Genomic DNA, 12,851 nt, shown 5'->3' with positions numbered 1-12,851 from the left:
ATTCGGTCCGGGAAAAGGTCGGGGTATTTTCTGGCTTCGCCGGTATGGGCAGGATTTGGCTCCTGCTTTTACCCGGGGTAGGCTGGACTATTATTCGCTTTGCGGCCTCCGTATGCCACATGGGCACGAAGGGATTCGCTCGCCTGCGGCTCGGGTTTTTAATACGGATTAGCCACGGATTTTTCCCCGCGCGATAGTGGATTTCACGAACGGTCGAATGCGCTGCGTGCTTTCTCTCCTACTCCCGATTTGCTGATTAACCCGGTCCGTTTTTAACCCGTTCGTTTGCGTACCCGGATTTTGGCGGCAAGGGAAGTTTGGGCCGGCTTTAGTGAAACATGCGTGGCCAAACGTACCCAAACCGACAGGGGGTAGCCGCGATGCGAATCCGTAAATGCCGGGTTTGACCACGAACCGCAGGCGATCAGTGCCATGCGGCAGCCAAAGCAAAATGCGCTAGTTGGTTATCGCTAATCACTACGCGCAAACCCTCATCATACCGTAATCCGCCGGTCCCGGGCCACCACCGGCCAGCTGCCACTCACACGCCCCTCAACCACTGGTAGCAATTCCTGGTAAAGATTGACCGTAGTACAAACGTGGGCGGGGATAGCCAGATAGGGATCCCCTACGGCGATTCCCGCGGTATTGGGCACGCGGACCACCAGGTGCTCCTCCCACTGTCCGACAACCTCGGCGTCCGGCAAACCCGGAAATGCCATGCGTGGCTGTTCCTTGTCCGGCGATACGGCTTTGGATCCCATGTCGAAGCACAGCTTTTCGTCGTCGATGACCGATAGCACCCGGGTTAGGACCAGGGCAGCGGGCTCAAACCCCCAATTGGAAAAGGAGACACCATAACCGGCATCCCACAAAAAGAAAGTGCCGGGGCTGACCCATACGTCCGGGTAGCCGACGTAGAAGGGAAAGTTAGGCGATCCGGCGACGACGATCTCCAGTCTTTCGGCCGTCTTTTCTCCCGCGCTCCGGCGCAATGCTGCTACTTCCGCCAGCGCCGCTTCGGCCTGCCGTTTACGTCCCGCTTCTTCGGCGTCCCGAATGTGGCCGTCGTAAAGGTGGAAGCCGCGCAACACCAGCCCAGGCAGCTCCAGGATACGATCGATCAATTCCGGTGCCTTTTCCGGCGGAATCCCCGTGCGGTCCATGCCCGGATTGATATCGATATATACCGGCAAGGGGTTCTCGGCGAACAGTTCCGAGGCCACCCGCGCGCTATCCGCATTATCGATCAGGGCGGCAAATTCGGTGTCCGGATACAGTGCCCGCAGCGCCTGCCACCGCCGGGCCTTTACCGCGGAAAGCTGGTAACTCAGCAATACTTTTCCCGCCCCGACCGATCCGAGCAACTCCCCTTCGCTTACGGTGCTGCATTTGAAGCGGGTGATGCCGCGGGCGATGGCCATGCGGGCGATATCGGGGTTCTTGACGGTCTTGATGTGGGGTTGCAGGCAGTGCCCGTTGTCGGTCGCCGTCAGGGCGAGGGCACGATCGATATTGCTTTCAATCACCTCGGGAAACACAAGCAGGGCCGGTGAGTCGATGCGGTCGAGACCGTCGACGCGGTAGCGTTGATCAGGTTGCCAGTTCATTCTAATCCAGGATAGCAATGACGTCGATCTCGACCTTGATGCCGTGCTTCAGGCCTGAAGCTACCGTGGTTCGCGCGGGCCGCACGCCGCCGAAAAAGGTAGCGTACTCGGCGTTGAAGCGGTCGAAATCGTCGCTATCGGCCAGGTGTACGGTACACTTCACTACGTTGTCGAGGGATGCGCCGCCCGCTTCGAGGATGTCCTTGATGTTGTTCAGCACCCGGCGGGTTTCCTCCTCGATGGTGCCGAGCACGACCGAGGAAGTGGCGAAATCGACCGGGGTCTGGCCGCTGACGAACAGCATGTTTCCGACGATGACGCCGTCCGAGTAAGCGCCGGTAACAAAATCCTCCTTCCTCCTGGGGTGGGTGATGCGTGTTTTCTCCATGTTATTGCTGCCCGTAGGCTTTTACGTGTTGCTTGCTGGTTCCCAATCCATCGATGCCCAGTTCCACCGTATCGCCGGCCTTCAGGTAGCGATTTGGCTTCATGCCCAGGCCAACGCCGCTGGGGGTTCCGGTGCTGATGATATCCCCCGGGAGGAGGGTCATGAAGCGGCTGATGTAGCTGATGCACTGCGGCAGGTTGAAGATAAAATCCCGGGTGGTGCTGTCCTGTACCAGTTCATCGTTCACCTTTAGCCAGAGCCGGAGGTCGTGGGGGTCTTCGATTTCGTCCGCGGTAGCGATGAACGGTCCGAGCGGCGCGAAGGTATCGGCGCTCTTGCCCTTGACCCACTGGCCACCGCGCTCGATCTGGAAGGCGCGTTCGCTGACGTCGTTATGGAGTACATAGCCGGCCACGTGGTCCATGGCCTCGGCTTCGGTCACGTAACTGGCGCGTTTACCGATGACGACGGCCAGCTCGACTTCCCAGTCGGTTTTGGTGCTGTCTTTCGGCAGTACGATATCGTCGTAGGGACCGGTGATCGCCGAAGTAGCTTTCATGAAAATGACGGGCTCCGTGGGGGGCTCCGCTCCGGTTTCCGCGGCGTGGGCGGCGTAATTCATTCCGACGCATACGATTTTGGAGGGTCGGCCGCAGGGGGCAGCCAGCGGGGTGGCGGGATCGACAACCGGGCAGTGATCACCGTGCTCCTCCAACCAGGCAGCCAACCGGGTGGGGCCGCCACTTCCGAAAAAGAATTCGTCATAGTCGGCGCAGAAACCCGATACATCGATGCGGGTGCCGTCGGGTCGCTGGATCCCGGGCTTGGGAATAGATTCGTAGGGTTGGAAGCGGATTAATTTCATGGCCCCAAGATAGCCCCGGTTAGCTTTTCCGTGGCAAGCTTAGCGCAGGGCGAAGTGATACCGCCAAACCGCCTCCTTACCGGCGTGCTCCCCGTGCCGTTCCTGGACCGTCACCTCCACGGTAAATCCGCCGGTAGCGGCCGCGGCCACCATCTCTGCCTCCGTCATCCGCAGCGTTCGGCTTCCGAAATCCGGATAATAGGGGTCGGCTTCCTGGCTGGTGCACTGAATTTCGTACGCTTCGGCGCTGGCCAGGTCGATGCTGTCGTAGATGTCCAGTTGCCAGCCGTCTACCGCTACCGAATGCGTCCACTCTTCGCCCACCTGGTCGTTGACGAGCTCCTCGACTTCGACCAGGGTAAGTACGAAACTGGCCGGTCGCATGGACAGCGTCAACAATCCGCTGAGCCACACCACCAAAAAGCCTCGGGCCGTGAACTTGAACTTTACTGGCATCGCCACAAAATAACAAGGCAATAAATTTCCCGGCAACCGCATTGTTCCCCCCATGCCCGCACTGGGTATCGCCGCTTCCGGCAAACATATTACGCATGTGGGCGGTAAACGCAGGTGCAAAGCAAATCACAAAACCGAACGCTACCATGGTAGAAGCCCTCATCCACTCCACCGTAACGGCCCTGCGCCAACCCGAAAACGAAAAGAACGGCATTCGCAAGTCGATTCTGGAATACATACATCCGGCCTTTACCGACGACGAACGTCAGGAAACCGTCGACAACCTCCATTCCGAAAGTGCGGAAACCCTCCTCGAAGAGCGCCTCGCCCCCTGGCTCACCGGTAACCCGGACCGCATCGAACAGCTGGAAGATATTTTGGGACGGCAGGATGGGTTGGGGATTTTGCGTTAGTTTTTTAGTTGGGTAGTCTGTTAGGGGGTAGTCGGGTAGTCTTTTAGTCCGTTAGTCTTTTAGTCGGGTAGTCTTTTAGTCTTTTAGTCGGGTAGTCTTTTAGGGGGACCGCCAGTGCTAGCTATACTCTGTCCGTATTCGAAAATGACTAACTGGCAGCACACTAACGCGCAGCGCACTAAGCCGCAGGCACACTAACGCGCAGCGCACTAAGCCGCAGGCACACCAACGCGCAGCGCACTAAGCCACAGGCACACTAACACGCAGCGCACTAAGCCGCAGGTACGCTAACGCGAAGCGCACTAAGCCGCAGGCACACTAACGCGCAGCGCACTAAGCCGCAGGCACACTAACGTGCAGCGCACTAAGCCGCAGGCACACTAAGGCGCAGCGCACTAATCCGCAGGCAGACTAAGGCGCAGCGCACTAATCCGCAGGCACACCAACGCGCAGCGCAACAAGCGACCGCAGGGAGCTTCTCCCAACACCCTGTTGATAACTTTTTGTTTGAAAAAGACGTTTTCTGGCTACCTTACCGAGGTCGAAAAACGCCCCGCTGATGCCTGAATTCTGCCACCTCCATTGCCACACCCAGTACTCGCTGCTCGACGGAGCGTCCGAGATCGGGGTTATGATGGACAAGGCGCAGGCCGATGGGCAAAAGGGAGTCGCGCTGACCGATCACGGCAATATGTTCGGGGCTTTCAAGTTTGTGGCCGAGGCCGATAAACGCGGGCTGAAGCCCATGATCGGCTGCGAGTTTTACCTCGTGGAGGACCGGCATAAGAAGGCCTTCAGCCGGGCTCGGGGCGAAAAGGACGTCCGCTATCATCAACTGATGCTCGCCAAGAACAAGCTGGGCTACCAGAATCTTTCCAAGCTCTGCAGTTTGGGGTACATCGAAGGACTTTATGGCAAGTACCCCCGGATCGACCGGGAGCTGCTGCTGAAGTATTCCGAGGGGATCATCGCCACCAGCTGCTGTATCGGTGCGGAAATTCCCCAGTTGTTGTTGCAGGGTAAAGACGAGGAAGCTGAAATTGCCCTCAAATGGTGGCTCGACGTATTCGGCGAAGACTACTACATCGAGCTGCAGCGACACCGCGGACTGGAGGACATCGACGGCCTCGGCATCAGCCAGGAAGACGTGAACCAGAAGTTGCTTGGCTTCGCGAAGAAGCACAACGTCAAGGTGATCTGTACCAACGACAGTCATTACGTTGAGGAAGACGATTACCTGCCCCACGACATTCTGCTGTGCGTGAACACCGGCAGCCTCATGGAAGATATGAGCCGCTTTAAATTCCCCAGCTCCGATTTCTACTTCAAATCCCAGCGGGAAATGGGCCACCTGTTCAAGGACGTGCCCCAGAGCGTAGCCAACACCCTGGAGATCCACGACAAGATCGACCACCTGAAGCTGACCAGCGACGTACTGCTGCCCAACTTCCCCATGCCCGTTGGTTTCAAGACTCAAGATGAGTACCTGCGGCACCTCACCTACGAGGGAGCCAAAAAGCGCTACGGCGAACTGAACGCCATCGTTACCGAGCGGCTCGACTTCGAGCTGGAAGTCATCAAAGCGTCCGGCTACCCTGGTTACTTCCTCATCGTACAGGACTTCACGGCCGCCGCCCGCAAGATGGGGGTCAGCGTAGGTCCCGGACGGGGTTCCGCCGCCGGCTCGGCCGTCGCCTACTGTACGGGGATCACCAATATCGATCCGATTAAATACGACTTGCTGTTCGAGCGCTTCCTCAACCCGGAGCGGGTATCCATGCCCGATATCGATATTGACTTTGACGACGTCGGACGCCAGAAAGTCATCGACTACGTCATCGATAAATACGGCCAGCAGCAGGTAGCCCAGATCATTACGTACGGCACCATGGCCGCCCGCTCCTCCCTCCGCGACGTCGGCCGCGTAATGGACGTCCCGCTGGGTGAAGTGGACAAAGTCGCCAAATCCTTCCCCGCCCAACTCGGCGCGACCCTGCGCGACGTTCTCGCCCCGAAGGACATCGCCGCCAAGCTCAAGGGTAAGCTAAACGGCGACGACACGGAAAAAGCCTACCGCTTCCGCGAAATGGCCGACCGACAGGACGAGATCGGTGAGATGATCCGTACCGCCTCCAAACTGGAAGGGAGCATCCGGAATACCGGCGTGCACGCCTGTGGGGTAGTCATCACCCCGACCCCGGTCACCGACCACGTACCGGTTACCGCCGATAAGGATACCGGCATGTACATCAGCCAGTTCGACAACTCCGTGGCGGAGACGGCCGGATTGCTGAAGATGGACTTCCTGGGGCTCAAGACCCTGAGCATCATCAAGGACGCGCTGACGATGGTGAAGGACAATCACGGCGTCTATATCGACATCGACGCCATCCCCCTCGACGACCCGAAAACGTACGAGCTCTTCCAGCGCGGCGAAACCAACGGCATCTTCCAGTACGAGTCCGGCGGGATGCAGAAGCACATGAAGAGCCTCAAGCCGACGACCTTCGACGACTTGATCGCCATGAACGCGCTGTACCGGCCGGGCCCGCTCGAATACATCCCGGAGTTCATCGACCGGAAGCACGGTAGAAAACCCATCACCTACACCCTCGACGGGGAGGAGAAATACCTGAAGGAGACTTTCGGTATTTACGTCTACCAGGAGCAGATCATGCTGCTGAGCCAGTCCATCGCCGGCTTCTCCAAGGGGCAGGCCGACGTGCTTCGGAAGGCCATGGGGAAGAAGCAGAAGGCGGTACTCGACAAGATGTTCCCCACCTTCATCGAGGGGGGAACGGCCAATGGCCACCCCGAAGACAAGCTCGGCAAAATCTGGAAGGACTGGGAAGCCTTTGCCTCCTACGCCTTCAATAAATCCCACAGTACCTGCTACGCCTTCGTTGCCTACCAGACCGCCTACCTCAAAGCGCACTACCCGGCGGAGTACATGGCCTCGGTGCTCACCCACAACCGCACCGACCAGACCAAGCTGACCTTCTTCCTTAAGGAATGCAAGCGGATGAACGTGCCGGTACTCGGCCCAGATATCAATGAAAGCAAGGCCGACTTCGCCGTTAACGCGGATGGGGCGATCCGTATCGGTATGACCGCCCTCAAAGGAGTAGGCGAAGGTCCGGTCGAAGGCATCCTGGCGGCACGCCATCAGGAAGGTCCCTTCAGTTCCGTCTTCAATCTAATGCAGCGGGTAGAGCCGGGCTGCGTAAACAAACGCGTCCTCGAGGCCTTGGTCGATGCGGGAGCCTTCGACTGCTTCGGGCAAACCCATCGCGCCCAATACTTCGCCCCCAGCGAGAAGTACGACAGCTACCTGGAGCACGTCACCAAGTACGCCAACGCCTACCAGAGCCAGCTGGCCTCGGCGGCCTCTTCGCTATTCGGAGCGATACAGGACGAAGTGCTGCCGGATGAACCCGAGCCCCCCCAGGCCAACGAATGGACCCTACCCGAAAAGCTCCGTCGGGAGAAGGAAGTAACCGGTATCTACGTCAGTGGCCACCCGCTCGATGGCTATAAACTGGAAATCGACAACTTCGTCACCTGCTCCCTCGGCGAGCTCGATCCCCAACGCTACGGTAAAACGCCGCTACGCCTCGCGGGCATGATCAGTAGCTCCCGCCACATGGTCTCCAAGAATGGCAACGGCTGGGGCATCTTCGAACTCAGCGACTTCGATGAAACTATTGAATTCAAGCTGTTCGGGGAAGACTACGAAAAGTATAAGCACGTCCTCAACCAGGGTAAAGCCGTTTTCGTCAAGGCCAGCTACCGGCCAAAATGGAACAGTGAAGAAGTCGAGATCAGCGTGAACGAAGTCAAACTCCTCGAAGGCCTGGGCCGCGAGATGACCGACGCCATCATCCTTAAACTTCCCCTCTCCGATATCTCGCCCGAGCTGGTCCGCTCCCTCGACGACCTCTGCCAGCAGTACCAGGGACAACAGAAGCTACGAATGGTATTCTACGACCAGGAAGACGACATCAAGCTGAAAATGATCAGCCGAGAACGCCTGGTGGATGCCGATACCGACTTCATCAACGAGATCGAACGGCTGGGCATCAAGTACCGCGTTGCCTAAGGGCGCCTATCGGTTATGGACGGTGTAAGCGGTATCGATTTAAAACTGATAGCCGACCACCAATGCCATGGTTTGCAGTCGGTGATCGAGATCGCGCTGTCTCCGTACGAGGTCCTGCGGCAGCAAATACCGTACTTCGGCCAGGACGTGATCCCCGAACCGGAGCCCAGCCGCGCCGCCGCCGGCCAAACTGATGTAGATCGGACGGCGGTACAATGGACGTTGAACGTAGGCACCGAACGGAAACTGGAACTGACCGAACAGGTTTAAATAGGCTGCTGTAGCGGTCGATAGCTCGAAATAGCGCCGTACGCCCCAGGGTACACTCAGGTATTTCATTTCCATGTCAACGGCTTCGGCTGCGGGTTCTTCCGGCCATTCCAATCGGTAGCTTTGGTAATAGGCTTCGGTAACCAACGCCCACTCTCCGTGCAAAAAGCGAAAGGATAGCTCGGCCTCGACCCCCAATCGGGGCGCCACGGTGCTCCCGTACTCGACGGTTTTCGTCCCACCACCCGGAATGTTTACTCCAATGGAGGTTGAATGGTAATCGACGCCGGGGCGGAGGGCCACCCGAAAACGGCGGTCGGCTTTGATCCGTTCGTACTTGGTAAATGCTTCTCCCGTGCACCGGTGGTAACCTTCGAAGTAGGCGAGCATATCCTTTCGCCGATACGCCAGTTGCGCTATCTGCCTATCGGTGGCGCCGCAGTTCACCCACCGCTGGAGGACGTCCCGGTACAGATCCTGGACCACCATCCGCTCATCACTCAGGTAAGTCCGGTTGATCAGCGGTTTTATAGGCCCGTCACCAAGCCGGTAAAAAAACTGGACCAACTGTCCGGTTTGGTAGTAGAACAGATCGGCCGCCCCATCAACCAGCACCTCTAAGAACACCTCATCGTGCGTATACTGCGGTAACGGCGATTCACTCAGGCTATTCAGCTGGCGGGGAGACGATTCGATATCTACTTCGGCGCGCAGGTAGCGAAGTTCCCGACCTTCCAAACCGAATTCCACTACGTTACTCAAGTCTCCCCGCCGGGGTTCTCCGCCGGACGTCCGGTACCGGAAATGATCGGGATTGGCTGCCCAGTCCTGGTCGAAAATCTCCACCGCTCTTCGTTCACCCCCCTCCGTAATAAGGTAACCGGAGCGGTATTCCGACTGGGCCAGGATGAAGGCAGGAAGGAAAGCTAAACCGATGAGTACCTGGTTACGCGGCATAAAAACGGGGGTATTACCCTTAACGAACGTCGAGAAATTACCTGTCGCATAATCACGTCCACCCCTTAACGGAAAAAGCCCGGGCAGGACGATTTCCCTTTCTGACCGGTGGGGGTCAACGCAGCCCTGCAATTAGCCAAAGCCTGCCAGACGTAAGTGTCAAGCTTTCGCCTCTTCAGAAAGCGGCTAAGCCAACGGAGGCTTCCGTTTCCGTGACGCCACCAACCGTCGAGTGAGGCGGGGCAACGGGCGAGTAGTTCCCTAGCCTGCTAGATCGCCCCCGCCCCGCAAAGCAGGGGGCCTTACCTTAGCTTTCCCTACACGACCTATGGCCAACCTCTTTCAGCGACATAAAAAGTTTATCCTGCACTTCGCCTTTTGGAGTGTGTATGCCTCGCTGTTCTTCTATACGATCAGCTACGCGCGGAAGGGTGAGCCCGACTGGGGTCGTGTGTTCGGCGACCTTACCTTTCACACTATCGGCCTCATGGCCATCGCCTACCTCAACTATTTCGTCTTTCTACCGCGGCTGCTACGCTACCAGAATACCGGGCGCTACCTCCTTACCTTTCTCCCCGTTTTTGCTTTCTTATCCTACCTATTTCTGAAGGGAAAGCAGGCGGTACTGGCGTATTACCTCGGCCCCGACGACTGGATGTACAGTTCCCGCTTTGGCGTCAACGTGCTGATGAGCGTATTCTTCGCGGTGGTGTGCGTCGGTCTGCTGAAGTTCGTGGAAGATTACTTCGAACTGGAAGCCCGCAGGAAGGAACTGGAAAACCAACAACTTACTTCCGAGCTCCAGTTTCTCCGGGCCCAGGTCAATCCGCACTTTCTCTTTAACACCCTCAACAACCTCTACTACCTCGCGGTCAACAACAGCAGCCGCACCCCGGAGGTAATCGCCAAGCTGTCCGGGATGATGCGGTACATGATCTACGAGAGCAACCACGAGAAGGTACCCCTCGAACGGGAAATCGAATACATCGAAAACTACCTGAGCCTCGAGCGGCTGCGCCTGGAAGAGACCGTTCCGATCACCTTCGAGGTCGACGGAAAAACCTCCGGCGTGCGCATCGCCCCCCTGATTTTGATCACATTTTTGGAGAATGCCTTCAAACACGGCGTAAGCAGTTCGGCCACCGCTCCCTGGATCACCGTTCACCTTCAGGTAGAGCGCAACGAACTCCAGTACCGGGTCGCGAACGGCAAGCTCGCCGAAGACAGCAAAGTGCTGAAAAACAAGTCGGGCATCGGTTTACAGAACGTCAAACGCCGGCTGGAATTATCCTACCCGGACCACCACTACCTCCGCATTTCCGACATGGACGAACGCTACGAGGTCATCCTTAAACTCGATCTTTCATGAATCTTACCTGTCTGGTCGTCGACGATGAACCCATGGCGCGCCGCCTCCTCGAACAGTATATCGAACGGGTACCCAACCTCACCCTGACGGCCTCCCTCGGCAACCCCTTACAAGCACTGGAGCAACTGCAGGAATCTCCGCCCGATATCCTCTTCCTCGACGTCCAGATGCCCGAGCTTACCGGTACTTCCCTGCTTAAGGTTCTGAAGAAAAAACCGGTGGTCGTACTCACTACCGCCTACTCCGAATACGCCCTGGAAGGCTACGAACTGGAGGTGACCGACTACCTGCTCAAACCCATTACCTTCGAACGTTTCCTGAAGTGCGTGGAGCGCATTTCCCACGATTTGACCGAGGGTAGCGATCCGCCGACGGCTCCTTCGAACACTCTTACACCCGCGCCCGGCGCCACCCCTTTCTTTTTTGTCAAGGACGGAACGAAGTCCGTGCGGATCAACTTCGATGAAATCACCCACATCGAAGGGCTGAAAGATTACGTCAAGATCCACACCCTATCCAAACGGATTACGACGCTACAAAGCCTCAAAAAACTAATGGAGACGCTTCCCGCCGGCGATTTCGTACGGGTACACCACTCCTACATCGTCGCCATGAAGTGGATCGAGGAGGTACACCGGGACGAGGTCGTGATCGGAGAAACGACCATCCCCGTCAGCGATACCTACCGTCGGGACCTGAAGGCCATCATCGAAGACCGCCAACTGTAACGCCTTAGGGCGGCGGAGCGCAGGCCCCCTACCCGGGGAACGACCCGACCGATTACTCCGCAACCAATACCACCCTCGCGTAGCGCGTAAGCGACGGGGAACCGCCATCGGTGACCTCCGCAATCAGGTGAAGCGTCTGACCGGATTCCATGTCCCGGGGAACCAGCACCCGCAACTCGGGACCTTCCAGGATGATCATGGCCTCGCCGGGATACGAATCGACCTCGCCGTACTGAAACCAGTGATAGAACAATTCGTCCCCGTCAGGATCGGTGGCGTTCACGCGGAGGGTCAGCTTGTCTCCGGGGCTAACGGTGCGGAGCGTCGCGCCATCGGAATCTACGGCGGGGGGATGGTTAGCTTGGTCGAAGGGCATTACGCACCAGTCGGCCCGGGCGGCCAGGTCGCGCTGCAGGGCCGGCAGCCAGCGAGTAAGGGCGTAGGCATTGTCGCGGCGGGAGCTGAACGGATTATAGTCGGCGGCCGCCCCGCCGTCCTCCCACCGATTCGCAACCTGGTCCGAAGGCACGAGCCGGCCGCCCCAACCTCCCCAGGAGGGATGGGCGAGGCTGTTCAGGCCCACGTTCACCAGGTGCAGGAAAGCCGGGGAGTCTCCTTCCGAAATAAAGTCGTAGGGTTTAAAACTGCCCCACTGGGCGCTATCGAGCCGGCTCGGATCTCCGTGAATGTGCTCGGGATCTCCCGCCTGTTGCCGGCCGTCGCCGTAACTGTAATAATTCGCCAGTAGCGGACCGTGGTTCAGGATCACGTGATGTTGCATAAAGGGGCCTTCCATCCAGTGCTGGAGGGGGCGGGGTACGGCACGCTGCCAATTGTAGGCTAATCCGCCGAACTGCCCCGCGTTATAGAGCACGGCAATGTCCGGCCAGGCTTTGGCGATGTAGTCCCGGTAAGTGGCATCCTGATCCATCACGGCGTAGATGACGGCTTTGGCACTTACTCGACGGTAGACCGCATCCCAGGTATCCGATTCGCCGTGCTCCTCCTCGATGGACTTCAGGGCCCGGGCAATGGTATTGGTGCCACCCCAAACCTGCAGGTAAACTTTCGCAGTATCGGCATCCAGTAGGATCGCCTTGATGTGCTCGGACCCTTCGGTGTCGGTCTCCATTTCCCCTTCAAAGGAAATGTTGCCCACCTTGACCAAGGCGAGCAGCGATTCGGGCGTAGGATAGCCTTCCGCGTGGATGCTGAGCGTATCGTACACGGCCGCGTAATCACCGATTATTTCCTGCATCCACGATTCCCCCGGCCAGCGGAGATCGGTTCGCTCGCCGTACATGTCGCGGGTCATGTCCATTTCGGAAACCATGGTCGTGCCCGCCCCATCGCCCTTGTAGTGCCACATGGAGCTACTGTAGATCAGCCCCTGCAACTCCATTTCATTGGCGTAGAGTAGCAGCCGGACGAAGGAGTCCACGTCATCGATTTCACCGTCGGTGGTTACGATGGTGCGCGGACGGCCGTCCTGGGCATCGAGCGGTTGCGTCAGCGGAAGCAAACAAAAAAGAAGCAGGGCAAGCAGGATGCGCATGATTGATCGAGCATTTTCAGAATGGGTGAGCTTCGCGGGAAATCGACGGCTCGTAAGCGGGTGGAAATATACCGCCGCTACGCCGATTCGGGAGGCAGGGCCTTACCGGGGACTATCGGAAGCATGGAATAGAAAAAAAGG

The 12,851-nt window shown here is 58.0% G+C and carries 10 protein-coding genes; 4 read left to right on the top strand and 6 right to left on the bottom strand.

All coding sequences use genetic code 11. From position 1 onward, the window contains the following. Positions 1 to 494 precede the first annotated feature (494 nt). Genes CLV84_RS08225 through CLV84_RS08210 form a run of 4 tightly spaced genes read right to left on the bottom strand, consistent with a single transcriptional unit; the run spans position 495 to position 3,319 of the window. On the bottom strand, positions 495 to 1,610 hold the full coding sequence (locus CLV84_RS08225) for an alanine racemase (RefSeq protein WP_104419236.1): 1,116 nt from the start codon (positions 1,608 to 1,610) through the stop codon (positions 495 to 497). A 1-nt stretch (position 1,611) separates the two neighbouring features. Continuing rightward, positions 1,612 to 1,998, bottom strand: a complete 387-nt coding sequence (locus tag CLV84_RS08220) for a RidA family protein (RefSeq protein WP_104419235.1) — start codon at positions 1,996 to 1,998, stop codon at positions 1,612 to 1,614. Between the two features lies 1 nt (position 1,999). Beyond that, positions 2,000 to 2,863: a fumarylacetoacetate hydrolase family protein gene (locus tag CLV84_RS08215; RefSeq protein WP_104419234.1), complete on the bottom strand. Its 864-nt coding sequence runs from the start codon at positions 2,861 to 2,863 to the stop codon at positions 2,000 to 2,002. A gap of 39 nt (positions 2,864 to 2,902) precedes the next feature. After that, entirely contained in the window at positions 2,903 to 3,319 is a 417-nt protein-coding gene (locus tag CLV84_RS08210) for a hypothetical protein (RefSeq protein ID WP_104419233.1), read from the bottom strand. Positions 3,320 to 3,465: 146 nt separating this feature from the next. On the opposite strand from CLV84_RS08210, the gene CLV84_RS08205 reads away from it, so the two are divergent. Further along, positions 3,466 to 3,732 (top strand): hypothetical protein, encoded by a 267-nt coding sequence (locus CLV84_RS08205; protein WP_146088754.1) that lies wholly within the window; start codon positions 3,466 to 3,468, stop codon positions 3,730 to 3,732. Between the two features lie 559 nt (positions 3,733 to 4,291). After that, on the top strand, positions 4,292 to 7,831 hold the full coding sequence (gene dnaE / locus CLV84_RS08200) for a DNA polymerase III subunit alpha (RefSeq protein WP_104419231.1): 3,540 nt from the start codon (positions 4,292 to 4,294) through the stop codon (positions 7,829 to 7,831). A gap of 39 nt (positions 7,832 to 7,870) precedes the next feature. On the opposite strand, the gene CLV84_RS08195 is transcribed toward dnaE, so the two are convergent. Beyond that, positions 7,871 to 9,058: an outer membrane beta-barrel protein gene (locus CLV84_RS08195; RefSeq protein ID WP_104419230.1), complete on the bottom strand. Its 1,188-nt coding sequence runs from the start codon at positions 9,056 to 9,058 to the stop codon at positions 7,871 to 7,873. A gap of 328 nt (positions 9,059 to 9,386) precedes the next feature. Here CLV84_RS08195 and CLV84_RS08190 point away from each other — a divergent pair, with 328 nt between their 5' ends. Beyond that, positions 9,387 to 10,427, top strand: a complete 1,041-nt coding sequence (locus tag CLV84_RS08190) for a sensor histidine kinase (RefSeq protein ID WP_104419229.1) — start codon at positions 9,387 to 9,389, stop codon at positions 10,425 to 10,427. Beyond that, complete coding sequence (locus CLV84_RS08185) at positions 10,424 to 11,155, top strand: LytR/AlgR family response regulator transcription factor (RefSeq protein WP_104419228.1); 732 nt, start codon at positions 10,424 to 10,426, stop codon at positions 11,153 to 11,155. The genes CLV84_RS08190 and CLV84_RS08185 overlap by 4 nt, the downstream gene beginning before the upstream one ends. Positions 11,156 to 11,207: 52 nt before the next feature. Here CLV84_RS08185 and CLV84_RS08180 read toward each other — a convergent pair whose 3' ends face one another. Next, positions 11,208 to 12,710, bottom strand: a complete 1,503-nt coding sequence (locus CLV84_RS08180) for a nucleoside hydrolase-like domain-containing protein (protein ID WP_104419227.1) — start codon at positions 12,708 to 12,710, stop codon at positions 11,208 to 11,210. Positions 12,711 to 12,851 lie beyond the last annotated feature (141 nt).

Origin of the sequence: Neolewinella xylanilytica (assembly GCF_002934605.1) — a bacterium.
Classification (GTDB): domain Bacteria; phylum Bacteroidota; class Bacteroidia; order Chitinophagales; family Saprospiraceae; genus Neolewinella; species Neolewinella xylanilytica.
The sequence above is the reverse complement of the archived record's forward strand: the minus strand, read 5'-3'. Positions and strand labels throughout refer to the sequence as shown.

Coding starts and splice junctions, on each gene's coding strand:
- CLV84_RS08220 (WP_104419235.1), bottom strand. CDS start 1,998: ATGGAGAAAACACGCATCACCCACCCCAGGAGGAAGGAGGATTTTGTT.
- CLV84_RS08205 (WP_146088754.1), top strand. CDS start 3,466: ATGGTAGAAGCCCTCATCCACTCCACCGTAACGGCCCTGCGCCAACCC.
- CLV84_RS08210 (WP_104419233.1), bottom strand. CDS start 3,319: ATGCCAGTAAAGTTCAAGTTCACGGCCCGAGGCTTTTTGGTGGTGTGG.
- CLV84_RS08190 (WP_104419229.1), top strand. CDS start 9,387: ATGGCCAACCTCTTTCAGCGACATAAAAAGTTTATCCTGCACTTCGCC.
- CLV84_RS08225 (WP_104419236.1), bottom strand. CDS start 1,610: ATGAACTGGCAACCTGATCAACGCTACCGCGTCGACGGTCTCGACCGC.
- CLV84_RS08195 (WP_104419230.1), bottom strand. CDS start 9,058: ATGCCGCGTAACCAGGTACTCATCGGTTTAGCTTTCCTTCCTGCCTTC.
- CLV84_RS08215 (WP_104419234.1), bottom strand. CDS start 2,863: ATGAAATTAATCCGCTTCCAACCCTACGAATCTATTCCCAAGCCCGGG.
- CLV84_RS08180 (WP_104419227.1), bottom strand. CDS start 12,710: ATGCGCATCCTGCTTGCCCTGCTTCTTTTTTGTTTGCTTCCGCTGACG.
- dnaE (WP_104419231.1), top strand. CDS start 4,292: ATGCCTGAATTCTGCCACCTCCATTGCCACACCCAGTACTCGCTGCTC.
- CLV84_RS08185 (WP_104419228.1), top strand. CDS start 10,424: ATGAATCTTACCTGTCTGGTCGTCGACGATGAACCCATGGCGCGCCGC.